Origin of the sequence: Vibrio nereis NBRC 15637, assembly GCF_001591105.1 — a bacterium.
Taxonomy (GTDB): Bacteria; Pseudomonadota; Gammaproteobacteria; order Enterobacterales; family Vibrionaceae; genus Vibrio; species Vibrio nereis.
Window position 1 is genome coordinate 283,067 of the sequence record NZ_BCUD01000001.1, and the last position, 18,560, is coordinate 301,626.

The window sequence follows — 18,560 nt, forward strand, 5'->3', positions numbered from 1 at the left end:
GTGATTGAACGAATTTGGTTTGAGAACCACCCCATAAAATACTTACTGTGGCCCTTGCTGTGGCCACTAAGTTTAGTGTTTGGCGTGATTAGTCGTTCAAGACGTGAGCAGTACCGTAAGGGTAAAAAAGCAAGCTATCGTGCGCCTGTTCCTGTGGTTGTGGTTGGTAATATTACGGCTGGTGGGAACGGTAAAACGCCAGTGGTTATCTGGTTGGTAGAGCACCTGCAACAGTTAGGCTTTAACCCAGGGGTTGTATCGCGAGGCTACGGAGCTAAAGCGCCACATTATCCGTTAATCGTTGCTAGAGAAACCTCCACCAAACATTGCGGGGATGAACCCAAACTCATTCACAAGCGGACTTCTGCGCCTGTTGCTGTTTCTCCAGTAAGAAGTGATGCTGTAAAAGCGTTATTACCACTTGGTGTTGATGTCATTATTACTGACGACGGCTTACAGCACTATGCACTTGAACGTGACGTGGAAATTGTGGTTGTAGATGGCGCAAGACGTTTTGGTAACGAATCACTTATCCCGCTAGGGCCACTGAGAGAAACAACAGAGCGCCTATCTGAGGTGGACTTTATTATCACCAACGGTGGAAAGGCTCAGCCTAATGAAATAGGCATGGCTTTGAGCCCGAGTTTAGCGGTGAACTTGAAAAACCGTCAAAAAATGCCAGTAAGTCAACTCGATGGGTTAGTGGCAATGGCGGGAATAGGGCACCCCCCTAGGTTTTTTGATACTTTAGAGAAACTCGGAGCAAAGCCAAGTGTTACTCAAGGTTTTGCCGATCACAAAGATTTCGAACAGTCAGAATTAGAAGCGTTAGCACAGCGCGGCAAGCACCTAATTATGACAGAAAAAGATGCAGTAAAATGCGCGGATTACGCTCAGGAAAACTGGTGGTATTTACCAGTAACAGCCAGTTTTTCTTCAGAAGATGAGCAGCGTATTTTGAATAAAATAAAAGAGGTTAAGGAAAAATATGGATCACCGTCTGCTTGAAATTGTCGCATGCCCAGTGTGTAAAGGTAAGCTAACTTTTGATAAAGATAAGCAAGAGCTGATCTGCAAGTTTGATCGCTTAGCGTATCCAATCAAAGAGGGTATTCCTGTTTTGCTAGAGCCTGAAGCTCGTCAAATGAGCATGGATGAGGGGCGATAATGTCATTTACCGTCGTAATACCAGCGCGTTATCAATCGACTCGCCTTCCGGGTAAACCGCTTGCGGATATCGGTGGTAAGCCAATGATTCAGTGGGTTTACGAACAAGCGATTCAAGCTGGTGCAGAAAAAGTAATCATTGCTACTGATGACGCGCGAGTAGAAACCGCTGTGCGTGCTTTTGGTGGTGAAGTGTGTATGACATCACCGAATCACGAATCGGGTACTGAGCGTTTGGCTGAAGTGGTTGATGTTATGGGTATCCCAGATGACCACATTATCGTCAATGTACAAGGTGATGAGCCACTAGTACCACCTTCCATTATTTCTCAAGTGGCGGGTAATTTGGCGAATAGTCAGGCTCCAATGGCAACCTTGGCGGTAGAAATTACCGATGAAGCCGAAGTTTTCAACCCAAATGCGGTCAAGGTGCTGACTGATAAAGACGGTTATGCGATGTATTTTAGTCGCGCGACTATCCCATGGGATAGAGATAACTTTTCCAACGGCGCACAAAAAGTGGTTCATCCATTGATGAGACACATCGGCATTTACGCTTATCGAGCTGGTTTCATTAACACTTACATCAACTGGGAGCCAACCGCACTGGAAAAAATTGAGTGTCTGGAGCAACTGAGAGTGCTTTGGTACGGTGAAAAAATCCATGTTGAAGTGGCGAAAGAAGCGCCTGCCGCGGGTGTCGACACTCCAGAAGACCTGGAAGTGGTTCGAAAGATCGTCGCATCGAAATGATATCCGCCCAGCGAAGCTATTTGTAGCAAAGCGATAATAAAAAGGCCCGATTGGGCCTTTTTGTCTATAAGTTAACTCTATATTTATGGGTTAGATTTTTCCGTCGTATTCATTTCTTTTGGGACAGGTTGCCAATATTTCTCTTCTCCCGGTGTCTTTGACTTCCTCTAGGACGACGCTGAACCCCCACAATCTATAAAGGTGCTTAAGTACCTCTTCGTAGCTCTCATCAAGAGGAATACGGTCGTGAGGCACGTATTGCAGGGTCATCGAGCGGTCACCTCTAACATCAACATTAAACACTTGAATGTTAGGTTCTAAATTACTCAGATTGTACTGAGCGGCTAACTTCTCTCGGATGGCTTTATACCCAGATTCATCGTGAATCGCGCTCACTTCGATGTAGTTTTTCCTATCATCGTCTGTAATGGCAAACAGTTTAAAGTCTCGGATCAGCTTTGGTGATAAGTATTGGCTGATAAAACTTTCATCTTTGAAGTTATGCATGGCAAAGTGTACGGCGTCTAACCAATCGGTACCTGCAAGTTCAGGGAACCATTCGCGGTCTTCGTCTGTTGGTTCTTCACAGATTCGGCGAATGTCTCTAAACATTGCAAAGCCAAGAGCGTAAGGGTTGATGCCGCTAAAGTAAGGGCTGTTATAGGCGGGTTGCGCCACCACACTGGTATGACTATGAAGAAATTCAAGGATGAATCTTTCCGTGACTAAACCTTCATCATACAGGTGGTTAAGTATGGTGTAGTGCCAGAATGTTGCCCAGCCCTCATTCATAACCTGCGTTTGTTTTTGCGGGTAAAAATACTGGCTGATCTTGCGGACAATTCTGACAATTTCTCGCTGCCATGACTCCAAAAGCGGTGCGTGTTTTTCAATGAAATAGAGAATGTTTTCTTGTGGCTCAGAAGGGAAGCGTTGTTTCGATTCTTCTTCTAGCACCTTCGATTTTGGAACTGTGCGCCACAGATCATTGACTTGAGATTGCAGGTAAGCCTCGCGTTCTTCCTGACGCAGTTTCTCCTCAGCAATGGATATTTTTTCCGGGCGTTTGTATCTGTCGACACCAAAATTCATTAAAGCGTGGCAGGAGTCTAGTAACTCTTCCACTTCTTTAACGCCATACTTTTCTTCACACTCAGCGATGTACTTTTTAGCAAACAGTAGATAGTCGATTATAGAATTCGCATCTGTCCATGTTTGGAATAAGTAATTGCCTTTAAAAAAGGAATTGTGTCCGTAACACGCGTGCGCCATAACCAGCGCTTGCATCGTCACCGTGTTTTCTTCCATTAAGTAGGCGATACACGGGTCTGAATTGATCACGATTTCGTATGCAAGCCCCATCTGGCCATGTTTATAGCCTTGCTCAGTTTGGATGAATTTTTTACCGAATGACCAGTGGTTATAGTTAATTGGCATACCGATACTTGAATAGGCATCCATCATCTGTTCAGAGGTGATAACCTCAATCTGATTCGGATAAGTATCAAGTCGGTAGTGATCCGCTACACGCTTAATTTCAGTGTGATAGCGCTCCAGCAGTTCGAACGTCCAGTCAGGGCCGTCAGGTAATACTTTGTCCTTGGTTGACGTTGTTGTTCTTGTTGTCATAGCGGCCTCCCTACGCGGTTTCCTTTTTGAAAAGCTCCCTAAATACAGGGTAAATATCCTCAACGTTGCGTATGTTTTTCATCGCGAAGTTGTCATAGCTGCCTTGGAGCTTTTCATATTCATGCCACAGAGTTTGGTGAGAGCGACGTGTAATCTCTATGTAAGAATAATACTGGCAGTTTGGTAACAGGTGCTTAGTCAACAATTCTCGACAGCGTGGGGAGTCATCTGCCCAGTTATCACCATCGGATGCTTGTGCCGCGTAGATATTCCATTCTCCTGTTGGGTAGCGGTCTGCGACAATTTCGTTCATCAATTTGAGTGCACTTGAGACAATGGTGCCCCCAGTTTCCTGAGAGTAGAAAAATTCGTGTTCGTCGACTTCTTTCGCTTGTGTGTGGTGGCGAATAAAAACGACTTCAACATTTTCGTAGGTGCGCGTTAAGAACAAGTACAGTAGTACGTAAAAACGTTTAGCGATGTCTTTTGTTGCCTGGTCCATTGAGCCAGAAACGTCCATTAGACAAAACATCACGGCTTGGCTTGATGGAATAGGGCGACGTTCGTAGTTTTTAAAGCGCAAGTCAAAGGTATCAATGAAAGGAACGGAAGAGATCTTTTCTCGCAACTCTTGTATTTCAGCCTGAAGGCGCTTTTCTTCGAGCAATTGAGCGGGTTCGCTATTTTTGATGCGTTCTAGCTCTTCTTCTAGTTCATGCAAAAAGCGTTTTTTGCTCGCGGTCATCGCAGTTCGACGAGCAAGGGATTGTTGAAGTGATTTAACAATAGCGATGTTAGCTGGCACCCCCGCGGTTTGATAGCCTGCTCGGTGTGTCTTCCATTCGGTCACTTTGTTAATTTGGTTTTTTTCAAGGTTTGGCAATTCGAGGTCTTCGAACAGAATGTCTAAGTACTCATCTTTGGAGATTTGGAATACAAAATCGTCTTGACCTTCACCATCAGGACTTGCATCGCCTTCGCCTGAACCACCACCTTGGCCACCTCCTTTAGGGCGTTCGATTTTATCCCCAGTGATGAACTGATCATTACCTGGGTGAACGCGCTCTTTTAGCCCTCCGGAGCCTTGGTGAAAGGTTGGCTCTTTGATGTCTTTGTGAGGGATAGAAACATCCTCGCCAGTCTCGGTATTCGTGATTGATCGGCGATTAACAGCGTCTGCAACAGACTCTTTGATTTGTTCTTTATGACGACGTAAGAAACGCTGGCGATTTACCGCACTCTTGTTCTTACCGTTTAGTTAGTCGTCGGTCAATAAATTGCGCCATGAGTCACCCCTTATCCGTACATGCATCTGAGGCGCATGTCTTAATCATGCAATCGACCTTCTATCAGAGCGACAAGGCTCTGATAGAGGTTTCATGGGCTCTCCACTACTCTCTATTTAGAGTAGCTGAGTTAAGCTGCCACTACCTATAATTATGATGATTTACGTACGCGTAGATACCACTCAGATAGTAGGCGAACTTGCTTCTCGGTATAGCCTTTTTCCATCATACGAGCGACAAAGTCGTCGTGTTTCTTCTGATCTTCAGAAGAGGTTTTGGCGTTAAAAGAGATAACCGGTAGCAACTCTTCCGTATTGGAGAACATTTTTTTCTCGATAACAGTGCGTAGCTTCTCATAGCTTGTCCAAACTGGGTTCATGCCATTGTTGTTGGCTCGAGCACGAAGCACAAAGTTAACGATTTCATTACGGAAATCTTTAGGGTTACTGATGCCTGCTGTTTTTTCTATTTTCTCCAACTCATTATTCAGTGCAGAACGGTCAAATAGCTGGCCAGTTTCAGGATCGCGGTATTCTTGATCTTGGATCCAGAAGTCAGCATAGGTGACATATCTATCGAAGATGTTTTGTCCGTATTCTGAGTATGATTCTAAGTAAGCGGTTTGAATCTCTTTACCGATGAACTCGACATATCGAGGGATGAGGTATCCTTTAAGAAACTCAAGATATCTTTCTGCTGTTTCTTGCGGGAACTGTTCGCGCTCAATTTGTTGTTCGATCACATAGAAGAGATGAACTGGGTTTGCCGCCACTTCGGTTTGGTCAAAGTTAAATACACGCGACAAGATTTTGAAGGCGAAACGAGTGGACAACCCTGACATCCCTTCGTCTACACCAGCAAAGTCACGGTATTCTTGGTAGCTTTTTGCTTTCGGATCGGTGTCTTTTAATGTTTCACCATCATACACGCGCATTTTTGAAAAAATGGACGAGTTTTCCGGCTCTTTAAGTCGAGACAGAATACTGAACTGTGAAAGCAACTCTAGCGTGCTTGGTGAGCAAGGGGCTTTCGATAGTTCTGAATGATCAAGAAGTTTTTGATAAATCTTAACTTCTTCGGAAATACGCAAGCAGTAAGGCACTTTAACGATGTAAACCCGGTCAAGGAATGCTTCGTTGTTTTTGTTGTTACGGAATGTTTGCCACTCGGATTCGTTGGAGTGGGCGAGGATCATGCCGTCGAATGGCAGCGCTGATAACCCTTCGGTACCGTTGTAGTTACCTTCTTGTGTCGCGGTTAACAGTGGGTGCAGCACTTTGATCGGTGCTTTAAACATCTCCACGAATTCCATCAAACCTTGGTTTGCGCGGCACAATGCACCTGAGTAGCTATAGGCGTCAGGGTCATCTTGAGAGTAATGCTCTAGTTGACGAATATCGACTTTACCAACGAGTGATGAAATATCTTGGTTGTTTTCATCACCGGGTTCGGTTTTCGCAACCGCAATCTGGTCAAGAATGGAAGGACGTACTTTTACAACCTTGAACTTAGTAATATCGCCACCAAATTCATGAAGTCTTTTGGCTGCCCATGGCGACATGATGGAGCGTAAGTAGCGAGAATCGATACCATACTCACGTTTAAGAAGTTCACCATCCTCACTTGTATCAAATAGACAGAATGGATGGTCATTGACAGGGCTACGTACACCGTTGGCAGAAAGTACATAAATAGGTACTTGTTGCATCAAGGCTTTCAGTTTCTCTGCCAGGGAAGACTTACCACCACCCACAGGGCCGAGTAAGTACAAAATTTGTTTACGTTCTTCTAACCCTTGAGCAGAGTGTTTTAGGTAAGACACGATTTGTTCAATAGCTTCTTCCATGCCATAAAAATCTTTGAACGTTTCGTATCTTGAAATAACGCGATTCGAGAAAATACGACTCAAGCGTGGATCTTGCGCAGTATCAATAATCTCTGGCTCTCCAATAGCCATCAACAGACGCTCGGCAGCATTTGCATATGCGCTCTTATCATCTTTACACAGCGCCAAGAATTCTTGTAAAGACAACTCTTCATCCTTGGCTGCTTCATAGCGTGCTTGGTAGTGGTCGAAAATACTCATAATGAATTCCCCTCTGAACTTGTCTTAACGACAATCAACCCGCATAGAAAGCTAATCCTTTCTTATTTAAGACTAGTTGGTTTTTAGAATTCTGCTTAAAAAATATGTGTTTATTTGCAATTTGTGATGTGAAGTCGAATGTTATAAAGAAGTAAATAAGACGGTTATGGATAAAGTATTACTGCATCAATTTACCGAAGATGAGGCACTGATAATGTCAGGATATGAGCCAAATCGAAGTGATTTTAACTGGTAAATAACGGTATTTAAGGCTGGGTTGGGAGAGTGATTAGGAATGAGGCAAAGAAAGTAGGCCGCCTTAAAGACAGCCTACAGCTATGGCAGTTATGCGCTTAGGATTTGTCTTAATTCATTTGAGCACAAGTGGTATTGACGTGGGCAGTTACGCCAAACTGCTAGCATTCGTTGGTATTTATCTAGCATTGGCATTTGCGCATTGAAATGGTGGTCTGCTTTATCAAATTGAGGGTATAGCCCTTCTGATTCAGTTAGGAATCGTACGTAGTTTACAAGTTGCGATTCTGTCGCGATATCAAAACCAAGGAAGTTTAAGCGTCTTTGGTCGACGTCTTTACGCTCAGAGTCTTCTAGCAAGTTGTTAGACTCTTGCATCGCATGGTACATCTCCATGATATCGATGATTTGGCGGCATTGTTCTTCACTTAAGTGCCCGAAGTCTTTATCCAATTCACTCATTTGGAGCTCGTAGCCGCGCTCGACTATCAACTGTTGGCGTTTGTATTTCGCAGCGTTTTCCGGATCCATCTGAGACATTAGGTAGTATTGGTTAGATAGGATCAGGCGTTGAGCGTTGGTCATTTCCATAGTGGCCTCACTAAAATAATCTAATACATTTTTAATGTGCTTAGGTTATCTTTTGCTGCGTTACTGAAACATGATCTCAACACATATTTAATATGAAAAGTGCTAAGAAATCGCAGAAATTGCATCATTTCTTATGGTAGTGATTGTAAATGTAATCCCTATCTGAGAACACGCGTAGCCACTCTGGTTTGAAGACGGAAAACATGGCTAAAGACATACCGTTAAGTAACCCTTCAGGAAAAGCGAGTAGAGGGACAAAAACCAAGTAGTTATCGACTATGGTTGTCCAATCGTAGTTACCCAAGACGACGTGATAGAGCGAGTTAGTAATAAGGTGGAAACTGCCCGTAACGGCTCCGTTAAAGAAACCTGCGACAAAAATGAAGACAAAAATATTGCGCGGTAAGAATCGGTAACTTAAGAGGAAAATAAGATAACTTACACCAATCGGAAGTAAGCATGAGAAAATCAGGTATTCAGGGACCTGGGAAAGTTCGATGGTACCGATTACGCCAAGAATCACAGAGACGACAATCGAAATGGCGTAAGCGCTTCTCCACCCGTACATAAGCGTGAGTGTGGTCAAAGCAAGAAAGTGAATAGAGAGCCCTTCTTTTATACCTGCTTGGGCGGACCACAATACAGTTAATGCAAAAATGACGGCAAAAGTAAGGTGCTGAAACGTTCGCTCAGCGTGCATTTTTGGGAAAAATACCTGTTTGACATCACGCCAGATAAATCCGAGTGAGCATAAAACAATAACCAAAGCGAACAATTCGTTGAGTAGCACAATAACCCCGCAAAAAAATACTAGCCTGAAGAGGCTAGTATTTTGTCTGACAAGGAAATCAGATGATATTAGTATTTTACATTTGAGTGATACTGCTCAAGGATTGAAACGACTTTATCCATAGTTTCTTTTGTCGGTGGGTTAACACCTTCTAAAGGGTAGTCGAGACCAAGTGCTTCCCACTTGTGTGCGCCTAGCTTGTGGTACGGCAGTAATTCTATTTTTTCTACGTTGTCCATATCTTTGATGAATTCACCCAACATATGTGCGGCCTCTTCATCGTCGGTATAGCCTGGTACAACAACATAGCGAATCCATGTCTTTTGGCCGATTTTTTGTAGGTATCTTGCAAAGTCTAATGTACGACGATTTGATACGCCGATGAAATCATGGTGAACTTCATCTTTCATGTGCTTGATATCAAGCATTACCAAGTCGGTTGCATCGAGCACTTCATCAATAACCTCAGTGTGTTTTCGGATGTAACCGTTGGTATCTAAACACGTATGGATACCTTCCTCATGCGCTGCTCGGAAAAAATCACGCACAAACTCAGGTTGAAGCATAGCCTCACCTCCAGAGCAGGTGACACCACCACCAGACGCGTTCATAAAATGACGATAGCTTTTGGCTTCTTTGATAATTTCTTCTACTGTCACTTCTTTCCCGCCGTGCGTGTCCCAGGTATCGCGATTATGACAATACATACAACGCATCAGACAGCCTTGCAAAAAGACAATAAAGCGAATTCCAGGGCCATCGACTGTTCCACAAGATTCGAAAGAATGGATACGACCAGTTGTTGCCATGAGTAGTTCTCTCAGAAAGGGTTTTCCGTTATTTTATTACAAATAGTGTGGTTAAAATAGTCATACACGACTAATCAGGGAGATTGTTTTAGCTAAAAGAAAGTATATAGAGAAAGGCTGCCTGTTCTGTATACCTCCCGGGGTGAGTTTTTGAAATCGGGTGTTTTGATCGTCGTACTTAGTGCTATACCAAACTGTTTATCATACAGTGCAATACCTGCGACGCCAGTCGCTTGTACGTTATCAATGCTGACGTCGTAACGGCTTGGTTCGTGAACTTCTGAGTTTTCAAAAATTCCAGGTCTGTATCCATCGATAGTGACGTCATTAAATCGATAACGACCTTCAAAGCCAGTAAAAAGAAACCACCCGGAACTAGAGTTGCCAATCATCCCTGGGCGAAATGGCGCTTCGCTATCTATATTGGCTGCCCCTAAATTTCCATCTAACCTTGAGCCCCAGCGGAGCATAAACCCTGTTGCTATGTCAGAACGAAAGTTGCCTGCATTGACTTCTGAAACGTTTGAAATGTCCCATTCAGTATTAGAAAACGACTGCATGCGGCCAAGGCGAAAATGAGATAGATAACCAATACTACCAACGATGGAGTCTTCTATTTGGTATTGCCAACCATTGGGTTGTTTAGAATTTGTGATGCCATGAACGAAATCTTGGGCGTCATCTGCTAACGAGTGCTCTCCCGTTGTTCCTATCGTCAAGTTGAAACGATGTGCATGTTCAGGGGTTAAGCTGATGAAGTTTAACTCAGAATGTAGATACCCAGAGTATGGGCGGTCGTTCACTAAAGGGTAGTCCGCTTTAAGTTCGGATGGGGTGTATATTTTATGCCCGAGAGTGAACTCTAATTTATCGAGTGAAGTATCGTGCCACGCAGATAAGCTTAGCGCCTTGAGTAAGCCATCTGGTTGAAACCTGCCAGTTGCATAAGAAAGAAACAAGCCGTTAGTGTAATCTTGATCCACGCCATACAGGCCATCATTATCAAAGGTAAAAGATAATGTTGAGCGATCGGATGCGTGGCTGGTAAGAGGAATTAAGGGTAAAACCAACAGCAAAGCTAATTTAGTTTTCATTCAAATGCGGTAGCTCTATGGATAAGTCTATGTCCTTCAAATTTAGCAACATTTATATCCTTAAGCCAGATTATATAGTTTTCTCCTTTAAATTTATGATGATAAAGAAAAAGCCCCGCGTTTGCGGGGCTTTGGGGTTTAGCCAGCTGAGATTATAGAGACTCAGTGAAAGTACGTGCGATTACGTCTTGTTGCTGCTCTGTAGTCAGAGAGTTGAAGCGTACGGCGTAGCCAGATACACGGATTGTTAGCTGAGGGTATTTCTCAGGGTGCTTAACAGCGTCTTCAAGAGTTTCACGGTTAAGAACGTTCACGTTTAGGTGCTGACCACCTTCAACGCCAGCTTCGTGATGGAAGTAGCCATCCATTAGACCAGCAAGGTTAGAACGTTGTGAACCTTCGTCTTTACCTAGTGCATTCGGTACGATAGAGAACGTGTAAGAGATACCATCTTGTGCGTCAGCAAACGGCAGTTTCGCAACTGAAGTTAGCGATGCAACAGCACCTTTCTCGTCACGGCCGTGCATTGGGTTAGCACCTGGTGCGAAAGGAGCACCTGCGCGGCGACCATCTGGAGTGTTACCCGTTTTCTTACCGTATACCACGTTTGAAGTGATAGTAAGAATTGACTGAGTAGGAACTGCGTCGCGGTAAGTCTTAAGCTTACGGATTTTACCCATAAATACAGAAACAAGTTCACATGCGATGTCATCAACGCGTGGGTCGTTGTTACCAAATTTAGGGTAGTCGCCTTCGATTTCGAAATCGATCGCTAGGCCATCTTCATCACGAACAGGTTTTACTGTTGCGTATTTGATTGCAGACAGAGAGTCAGCCGCAACAGAAAGACCAGCAATACCACAAGCCATAGTACGTTTAACGTCGCGGTCATGTAGAGCCATTAGCGCTGCTTCATAGCTGTACTTGTCGTGCATGAAGTGGATGCTGTTTAGCGCAGTCACGTATTGCTTCGCTAGCCAATCCATGAAGTGGTCCATTTTTTCCCACAGTTCATCGTAGCTCAATACATCGCCTTCGATCTTAGGCATGTTTGGACCAACTTGGATTTTTAGCTTCTCATCTACACCACCGTTGATAGTGTAAAGCATGGTTTTCGCAAGGTTCGCACGAGCACCGAAGAACTGCATTTGCTTACCAACAACCATTGGAGATACACAACATGCGATTGCGTAGTCATCAGACTCCATATCTGGACGCATTAGATCGTCGTTTTCGTACTGGATTGAAGAAGTATCGATTGATACTTTCGCACAGAACTTCTTGAAGCCTTCAGGTAGTTGCTCAGACCAAAGAACAGTGATGTTTGGCTCTGGAGAAGGACCCATGGTGTATAGTGAGTTTAGGAAACGGAAGTTCGTACGAGTAACCAGTGTACGACCGTCAAGACCCATACCACCCATAGACTCAGTTGCCCAGATTGGGTCACCAGAGAACAGATCATCGTACTCAGGAGTACGTAGGAAACGAACCATACGCAGTTTCATTACGAAGTGGTCGATCATCTCCTGAGCTTGTTCTTCAGTGATGCGGCCAGCAGCGATATCACGCTCCATGAAGATATCTAGGAATGTAGAAGTACGACCTAGAGACATTGCAGCGCCGTTTTGAGACTTAACTGCAGCTAGGTAGCCGAAGTAAGTCCACTGGATAGCTTCTTGTGCAGTTTCAGCAGGACGAGAAATGTCGAAACCGTATTTCGCTGCCATTTCTTTGATTTGACCTAGTGCGCGGTGCTGCTCTGCGATCTCTTCGCGAAGCTGCATTGTCATTTGTAGGTCTTCGCCATTCTCAAAACGCTCTTGTAGAGAAGAGAATTGAGCGAATTTATCCTTCATTAGGAAGTCAACACCGTATAGAGCAATACGACGGTAGTCACCGATGATACGGCCACGGCCGTAAGCATCTGGAAGACCAGTCAACACGCCAGACTTACGACACTTCATGATCTCTGGAGTGTAGATGTCGAAAACGCCTTGGTTGTGAGTTTTACGGTACTCTGTAAAGATTTTTTTAACTTGTGGGTCTAGCTCGCGGTCGTAGGCTTTGCATGAGCCTTCAACCATGCGGATACCACCGTTAGGGATGATTGCGCGTTTAAGAGGCGCTTCTGTTTGAAGACCTACGATAGTTTCTAGATCTTTTTCGATGTAGCCTGCATCGTGAGCAGTGATGGTAGAAATAACAGAAGTATCGAAATCAACAGGTGCGTGAGTCGCGTTTTCCTGTTTGATACCTTCCATTACTTTAGCCCAAAGCTTGTTAGTTGCTTCAGTACCTTCCGAAACTAGGAAAGATTCGTCGCCTTCGTACGGGGTGTAGTTCTTTTGAATGAAATCACGAACGTTTACTTCGTTTTGCCAATCACCTTCAGCAAAACCTTCCCAAGCTTTAGCAAATTGCTCTGCCATGACATACCTACCTTTTTAGTAGAAAAAACACGTACCTGTCGGACCGTTGAGCCAGCCAGACTCCCATTTCTGGTTTGGTACACTCTAAATGAATAACAATATGTATAGCCTTAAATTCTCATATCTGAAAGTGGTCATAAAACTATATATATTGTCACTTCTTTTTATGCTATCCCTTAACTTGTTAACAAGGATAAGTTAAAAAAAATCTGCAAACCTTAAACTAAATCAATAAATCATCAAAATTTACGATAAAAATAGGGTGGCTATTGTAGCCACCCTCGTTATTTTCTTAGCTTATAGCCAAGCTTGAATACCATATTGACCTTCTAGCATACCAACTGCAAGCATAGCAATTAAGCAAACGACTAGAACACCACCTGGAATAACGATTTTGTCGACAAAAGATAGTTTAGTAGCACGCTCTTTGTCGCCAATTAGACCGTTATTGTCCAGAAGCATTGTTAATGCCCAAGCAAGAACAGGGTTTACAACCGCTGAGCCAAAGATACAGATACCTGCAGCTTGTGAATCTTTCGTGTCACGTACCATTTGCATACCAGCTTCTAATAAAGGAAGGAAGACACCAACGAGTAGAGCAACGCGCATTACAGGTGGCCATACCGCCACATCCATAGGGAAGCCAAGAATCGCAATAGCCATCACAAGTAGGCCCAAGATAATTGCACCACCTGGGATTGGACGTTTAGCGATAGCCGCTGGAATCATGTATGTTCCCCATGATGAGGTGATGTTACCGCCACCTAGTGCTGTACCAACCATCTGGCGTACCGAACACATAGTCATAGTGTCGTCGACATCCATGAGAACTTTGTCCGTTTTCTTAGGGTAGTTCAGTTCTTGGAAGATGCGATGGCCAAGGAAATCAGGAGACCACATCGCTACAGCAAGGATCGCGAAAGGCAGTGATGCAATAAAGTGCTGCAGAGTAGGTAGGCCAAGTTGCCAGCCGCTTTCAGTGCTTCCCCACCAGTAAACTGGATTTAAGTTAGGTAAGCCCATTTCTGTTTCAAAACGTAGGTCAAAACCTGCGCCAAGCACTAACGCAATGATCAGACCAGTGAAAGCACACACGGGAATAGCCAACCAGCGCATGTTGATTTTTGCTAGGTACGCGTAAAGAACAATATTAATACCGAGTACAACAAGACCCACATAGCCCATGCTACCAGCCGCTATGTCTGCGGACTGCAAACCTGTTGCCCAAGTTTGAATCGACGTGATTTGGCTCATTGTTCCTGTGAAACCTAAGAAGATAAGCAAGCCACCGGCAGTACCTTCTGAGGTTAAATTGACGAGCTTGGAACCACCTTTAAAGTAACTAAGTAGTAAGCCGAAAACGCCTAGAAGAATAGCCAAAGCCAAAGGGTGAGCACCGGCAAGAGCAATTGCGCCGATAAGAGGGATCATTGGGCCATGGTTACCCGCTAGGTTGGCTCTTGGGTTAATAAAGCCTGAAGCGAAAACACAGAAAAATAAAGCAGGGAAAAGCATTTCAACTCGGGCAACTTCAATTGCAAATTCTTTACCCAGGTTTACGTGGTCCCAAGCAGCGGTTAAGCCATCTGCCCAAGACATCATTACCGCTGAATACATCGCGATAATACCAATCGTACCTGCTAGTGCGGGTACTAAGTCTTCTAACTCGAATCGGAAGTCACGACCAGGAAGGTTCAGACCAAAGCGGCGAGGCTTCATGATCTGCAGTTCATGGTCTAAGTAATCGCTGCGACTGGCAAATTCAGAAGCCGGGCGGTGCAGCTCTTGATAACTCTTATTCTCGATATCCGAATCAGAGTGCGGTTTGTTGACTGCGTCTGACATAGATTCCTCATATATTGAAAAAGTTAATAAATCGTTAATGAGTTGCCATTAATTTTTGTCGGCTGGCAATCTCGTAAAACTCTGCTTAGCATCCTGCGTTTTAATCCGTATATCTCACCTAAACAGTACGTATCATGGGATTAGGTGAAGTGATGGAAAACACTAAAATTTCGCATAATTTAGGTTTTTATCTTTGGGCTGAGTGTAACGTGCAGATCCCAGAGCGTGATTGATTTAGATCACCTTATGAAGGAATGTGAAAGAAAACTACATAACAAACGGGGTTCACTTAACAGGTACCCTAATTATGTGAAATAAACTTACACAATTTGTTTAATAAGCAATCAGATTAATATGCATTGGTAAGGGATTGAAAGTAGATAAATTGAATATTGAGACAGATCTTGTTTTTATAAAAATGTTAATTTCATTCGTGGGTTGATAATGTGTTAATTAATGTGGAATATGCGTTCCAAGAAGTAAATATGACTAAATAACGAATCATTAGTCACATAAAATGGTTAAATATCCCCGCAATCCAGGTTAATAATTTGTTGCATGTTCTGATTTGTAGTGCTAGTTTGTTCGCAATGTAGGTGGAGACCTACAACTAACCCACCTTTAATAGTCACATATCAAGTGGGACAAAATAATAACAGGGAGTTAGGCGCATGAATGATGTACCAGCGCTAGATATAAAAGAGCTACATAAAACCTTCGGACAGAACGAAGTTCTAAAGGGCATTTCACTGGAAGCCCACAAAGGGGACGTTATTTCTATTATCGGATCATCCGGTTCCGGTAAAAGTACCTTTCTTAGATGCATCAATCTTTTAGAAACGCCAACTGCGGGTGAGATTTGGGTTAATGGTGAGTTAATTCAAATGAAGAACAACCGCCAAGGTGAATCGGTTCCAGCAAATGAAAAGCAGGTTCAACGAATCCGTTCTCGTTTAGCGATGGTTTTCCAAGGATTTAATTTGTGGTCCCACATGACTGTATTGGAAAACGTGATTGAAGCACCTGTGCATGTCTTAGGTGTACCGAAAGCGGAAGCGATTGAAACGGCAGAAGAATTGCTGAAGAAAGTCGGATTATACGAGCGCAAAGATTACTACCCAGGACATTTATCGGGTGGCCAACAGCAACGTGCAGCGATCGCCCGTGCTTTAGCCGTGGACCCTGAAGTTATGTTGTTTGACGAGCCAACTTCGGCACTCGACCCTGAGTTGGTTGGTGAGGTACTTGGGGTTATGCGAGATTTGGCAGAAGAAGGGCGCACAATGCTGGTGGTAACACATGAAATGGCGTTTGCCCGTGATGTGTCGAATCATGTGATGTTCTTGCACCAAGGTTTGGTTGAAGAGCAGGGACATCCTTCTAAACTGTTTACTAACCCTGAATCGGAGCGCTTAAAGCAGTTCGTGTCTTCGATCTACTAATTTGCGCTTCATTCAAGCGATAAACACAACACAAATAATAGTTATACAATAAAAAATCACAGGAGTATGGAAATGAAAAAGTGGTTATTAGCAGCAACTTTAGCTGCAACAGCTGTATCTGGAGTAGCCCAAGCCAAGGATTGGAAAGAGGTTCGTTTTGGCATTGAAGGTGCTTATCCTCCATTTAGCTGGACTGAAGGCGATGGCTCGCTGAAAGGTTTTGATGTCGACATGGCAAATGCTCTGTGTCAGGAAATGCAAGTTAAATGTAAGATTGTTGCACAAGACTGGGATGGCATTATCCCATCGCTGTTAGCTCGCAAGTACGACGCGATCATTGCAGCCATGTCCATTACTGAAGAGCGTAAAAAGAAAGTTGACTTTACTGGCAAATACGCACTTATTCCGAACAAATTTATTGCCAAGAAAGGCGCTAACTTAGATTTTGATAATCTAGATGGACAAAAAATTGCAGTTCAGCGTGCAACGACTCACGATAAATACCTAACCGACAACTACGGCGATAAAGTGGAAATCGTTCGTTATGGTTCTTTTGATGAAGCTTATCTAGATCTTGCTAATGGTCGAGTAGTAGCAGTGCTTGGTGATGCTTCAGCGCTTGAAGAAGGCGTATTGAACAAAGAAGGTGGTGAAAACTACGAGTTTGTGGGTCCATCTTTGACTAACCCGAAATGGTTTGGTGAAGGTTTTGGTATCGCTGTACGCAAACAAGACAAAGACCTAACGAAAAAGCTAGACGCTGCAATTCTGTCACTACGTGAGAAAGGCGTTTACCAAGAGATAGCAGCGCGCTACTTCAAGTACGACGTATACGGCGAGTAAGTCGCCATTAAGCGACCGTTGGCTTGTTCCTAGAGGTAGCCAGCGGTCGATTTTATGAGTTTAGGGATCAGGAACTCACCTATGCTAGATTTGAAAGGATACGAAGCCTCTATATTAAAAGGGGCCATGGTTACTATCGAGGTGGCACTATTATCATTAGTGCTGGCGGTAGTATTAGGTATGCTTGGTGCGCTCGCAAAAATGGCACCATATAAGTGGGCACGTGCGATTGCAACAATATACACGACAGTGATTCGTGGCATACCAGACTTAGTACTCATGATGCTGATTTTCTTCGGCGGACAAATTTTACTTAACAACACATTATATTCTATCAATGAGACACTTAATGAATGGTTTGCGTCAAGCGATCCTAACCATGAGTGGACGTCGTACCTACCAGACTATATTGATGTCAGCCCATTTATCGCAGGTGTACTTACCATAGGCTTCATTTTTGGTGCCTACATGACAGAGACATTCCGCGGCGCAATTATGGCAGTAGATAAAGGCGAGCTCGAAGCTGCAAAAGCGTATGGCATGAGTTCAGTGAAGACCTTCTACCGTATTTTATTGCCTCAGATGATTCGTCACGCTCTACCAGGCTTTGGTAATAACTGGTTAGTCCTGCTTAAAACAACCGCGTTAGTATCAATTATCGGGCTAGAAGACATGGTTCGAACCAGCTCTCTTGCCGCTGGTTCAACTAAAATGCCATTCACGTTTTATATGGTTGTTGCAATTATCTTCCTATTCTTCACGAGTGTATCGACAGGCTTGTTGAAGGTCGTTGAACGCAAATTCAGTATTCATGCGAGGTAGAATATGGACTTTTCATTGATTGTAGAAAGTTTTCCTATCTATCTTAGCGGTCTATGGACCACAGCATGGATGGTAGGAGTCGCGCTCGTGATTGGGTTAGCCGTTGCTATTCCTTTGGCAGTCGCGAGAAACAGCCATAATTATCTTTTTATGGCGCCAAGTTGGGCATATATTTACTTTTTTAGAGGTACGCCTTTACTCGTCCAGCTATACCTAATCTATTACGGTATGGATCAGTTTTTCCCTGTAAAAGACACGCCTTGGGAGAACGCTTGGTTCTGCGCGCTGGTCGCATTTGTTTTGAATACCTCTGCGTACACAGCAGAAATTATCCGTGGAGCAATCAACGGGTTACCGAAAGGTGAGATAGAAGCGGCAAAAGCTTACGGGATGAGCACGTTTATGACTTATCGCCGTATAACATTGCCGAGTGCTCTTCGTCGTGCGCTTCCTGTATACAGTAACGAAGTGATATTTATGCTTCATGGTAGTGCTGTAGCGGGTATCGTCACAATTGTTGACTTAACAGGAGCTGCGCGTTTAGTTAACTCACGTTACTACGCACCATTTGAGTCATTCTTAACAGCCGGAATGTTCTATATGGCACTCACTTTCATGATTTTGTGGTGCTTTAAACTGGCAGAAAAGAGGTTCCTTGCATACACAAGGCCTTTAAGTTGATAAAACGGCACCTTTCGGTGCCGTTTTCTTTTGTGAAT

15 protein-coding genes and 1 pseudogene are annotated in these 18,560 nt (G+C 43.8%); 7 read left to right on the top strand and 9 right to left on the bottom strand.

Going from position 1 to position 18,560, the window contains the following annotated elements:
* From lpxK to kdsB, 3 genes are read left to right on the top strand one after another with little or no spacing between them, the layout of a single operon-like run.
* Entirely contained in the window at window positions 1-1,008 is a 1,008-nt protein-coding gene (gene lpxK / locus VNE01S_RS01285) for a tetraacyldisaccharide 4'-kinase (RefSeq protein ID WP_053395657.1), read from the top strand.
* Complete coding sequence (locus VNE01S_RS01290) at window positions 989-1,168, top strand: Trm112 family protein (RefSeq protein ID WP_053395656.1); 180 nt, start codon at window positions 989-991, stop codon at window positions 1,166-1,168. The genes lpxK and VNE01S_RS01290 overlap by 20 nt, the downstream gene beginning before the upstream one ends.
* On the top strand, window positions 1,168-1,920 hold the full coding sequence (kdsB, locus tag VNE01S_RS01295) for a 3-deoxy-manno-octulosonate cytidylyltransferase (RefSeq protein WP_053395655.1): 753 nt from the start codon (window positions 1,168-1,170) through the stop codon (window positions 1,918-1,920). The genes VNE01S_RS01290 and kdsB overlap by 1 nt, the downstream gene beginning before the upstream one ends.
* 90 nt (window positions 1,921-2,010) lie before the next feature.
* Here the strand turns inward: kdsB and VNE01S_RS01300 are convergent, their stop codons facing one another.
* The 9 genes and pseudogenes from VNE01S_RS01300 to VNE01S_RS01340 form a co-directional block, all read right to left on the bottom strand.
* Window positions 2,011-3,549, bottom strand: coding sequence for a SpoVR family protein (locus tag VNE01S_RS01300; RefSeq protein ID WP_053395654.1), 1,539 nt, complete (start codon window positions 3,547-3,549; stop codon window positions 2,011-2,013).
* A 10-nt stretch (window positions 3,550-3,559) separates the two neighbouring features.
* A pseudogene (locus VNE01S_RS01305) lies at window positions 3,560-4,835 on the bottom strand (YeaH/YhbH family protein).
* Window positions 4,836-4,986: 151 nt separating this feature from the next.
* The gene (locus VNE01S_RS01310; RefSeq protein WP_053395652.1) at window positions 4,987-6,921 is read right to left on the bottom strand and encodes a PrkA family serine protein kinase; all 1,935 of its coding nucleotides are present in this window, start codon (window positions 6,919-6,921) and stop codon (window positions 4,987-4,989) included.
* Between the two features lie 345 nt (window positions 6,922-7,266).
* Window positions 7,267-7,767, bottom strand: coding sequence for a YfbU family protein (locus VNE01S_RS01315; RefSeq protein ID WP_053395651.1), 501 nt, complete (start codon window positions 7,765-7,767; stop codon window positions 7,267-7,269).
* Between the two features lie 124 nt (window positions 7,768-7,891).
* Entirely contained in the window at window positions 7,892-8,557 is a 666-nt protein-coding gene (locus VNE01S_RS01320; protein WP_053395650.1) for an energy-coupling factor ABC transporter permease, read from the bottom strand.
* A 68-nt stretch (window positions 8,558-8,625) separates the two neighbouring features.
* Window positions 8,626-9,366, bottom strand: a complete 741-nt coding sequence (pflA, locus tag VNE01S_RS01325; protein WP_053395649.1) for a pyruvate formate lyase 1-activating protein — start codon at window positions 9,364-9,366, stop codon at window positions 8,626-8,628.
* Window positions 9,367-9,458: 92 nt separating this feature from the next.
* Window positions 9,459-10,460: a lipid A deacylase LpxR family protein gene (locus tag VNE01S_RS01330; RefSeq protein ID WP_053395648.1), complete on the bottom strand. Its 1,002-nt coding sequence runs from the start codon at window positions 10,458-10,460 to the stop codon at window positions 9,459-9,461.
* A 152-nt stretch (window positions 10,461-10,612) separates the two neighbouring features.
* Window positions 10,613-12,889, bottom strand: coding sequence for a formate C-acetyltransferase (gene pflB / locus VNE01S_RS01335; protein ID WP_053395647.1), 2,277 nt, complete (start codon window positions 12,887-12,889; stop codon window positions 10,613-10,615).
* Between the two features lie 297 nt (window positions 12,890-13,186).
* The gene (locus tag VNE01S_RS01340; protein WP_053395646.1) at window positions 13,187-14,734 is read right to left on the bottom strand and encodes a DUF3360 family protein; all 1,548 of its coding nucleotides are present in this window, start codon (window positions 14,732-14,734) and stop codon (window positions 13,187-13,189) included.
* A gap of 671 nt (window positions 14,735-15,405) precedes the next feature.
* Between VNE01S_RS01340 and VNE01S_RS01345 the strand changes: the two genes are divergently transcribed.
* The 4 genes from VNE01S_RS01345 (at window position 15,406) to VNE01S_RS01360 (ending at window position 18,522) form a co-directional block, all read left to right on the top strand.
* Window positions 15,406-16,176: an ABC transporter ATP-binding protein gene (locus VNE01S_RS01345; protein WP_053395645.1), complete on the top strand. Its 771-nt coding sequence runs from the start codon at window positions 15,406-15,408 to the stop codon at window positions 16,174-16,176.
* A 72-nt stretch (window positions 16,177-16,248) separates the two neighbouring features.
* Complete coding sequence (gene aotJ / locus VNE01S_RS01350) at window positions 16,249-17,019, top strand: L-arginine-binding protein AotJ (protein WP_053395644.1); 771 nt, start codon at window positions 16,249-16,251, stop codon at window positions 17,017-17,019.
* Between the two features lie 81 nt (window positions 17,020-17,100).
* Window positions 17,101-17,841, top strand: coding sequence for an ABC transporter permease (locus VNE01S_RS01355; protein ID WP_053395643.1), 741 nt, complete (start codon window positions 17,101-17,103; stop codon window positions 17,839-17,841).
* A gap of 3 nt (window positions 17,842-17,844) precedes the next feature.
* The gene (locus VNE01S_RS01360; protein WP_053395642.1) at window positions 17,845-18,522 is read left to right on the top strand and encodes an ABC transporter permease; all 678 of its coding nucleotides are present in this window, start codon (window positions 17,845-17,847) and stop codon (window positions 18,520-18,522) included.
* Window positions 18,523-18,560: the final 38 nt, after the last annotated feature.

Bases quoted from the DNA above. Each gene is read 5' to 3' on its own strand.
- kdsB (WP_053395655.1), top strand. From the start codon at position 1,168: ATGTCATTTACCGTCGTAATACCAGCGCGTTATCAATCGACTCGCCTT.
- VNE01S_RS01345 (WP_053395645.1), top strand. From the start codon at position 15,406: ATGAATGATGTACCAGCGCTAGATATAAAAGAGCTACATAAAACCTTC.
- VNE01S_RS01300 (WP_053395654.1), bottom strand. From the start codon at position 3,549: ATGACAACAAGAACAACAACGTCAACCAAGGACAAAGTATTACCTGAC.
- VNE01S_RS01290 (WP_053395656.1), top strand. From the start codon at position 989: ATGGATCACCGTCTGCTTGAAATTGTCGCATGCCCAGTGTGTAAAGGT.
- pflA (WP_053395649.1), bottom strand. From the start codon at position 9,366: ATGGCAACAACTGGTCGTATCCATTCTTTCGAATCTTGTGGAACAGTC.
- VNE01S_RS01310 (WP_053395652.1), bottom strand. From the start codon at position 6,921: ATGAGTATTTTCGACCACTACCAAGCACGCTATGAAGCAGCCAAGGAT.
- VNE01S_RS01360 (WP_053395642.1), top strand. From the start codon at position 17,845: ATGGACTTTTCATTGATTGTAGAAAGTTTTCCTATCTATCTTAGCGGT.
- aotJ (WP_053395644.1), top strand. From the start codon at position 16,249: ATGAAAAAGTGGTTATTAGCAGCAACTTTAGCTGCAACAGCTGTATCT.
- VNE01S_RS01340 (WP_053395646.1), bottom strand. From the start codon at position 14,734: ATGTCAGACGCAGTCAACAAACCGCACTCTGATTCGGATATCGAGAAT.
- pflB (WP_053395647.1), bottom strand. From the start codon at position 12,889: ATGGCAGAGCAATTTGCTAAAGCTTGGGAAGGTTTTGCTGAAGGTGAT.
- VNE01S_RS01355 (WP_053395643.1), top strand. From the start codon at position 17,101: ATGCTAGATTTGAAAGGATACGAAGCCTCTATATTAAAAGGGGCCATG.
- VNE01S_RS01315 (WP_053395651.1), bottom strand. From the start codon at position 7,767: ATGGAAATGACCAACGCTCAACGCCTGATCCTATCTAACCAATACTAC.
- VNE01S_RS01330 (WP_053395648.1), bottom strand. From the start codon at position 10,460: ATGAAAACTAAATTAGCTTTGCTGTTGGTTTTACCCTTAATTCCTCTT.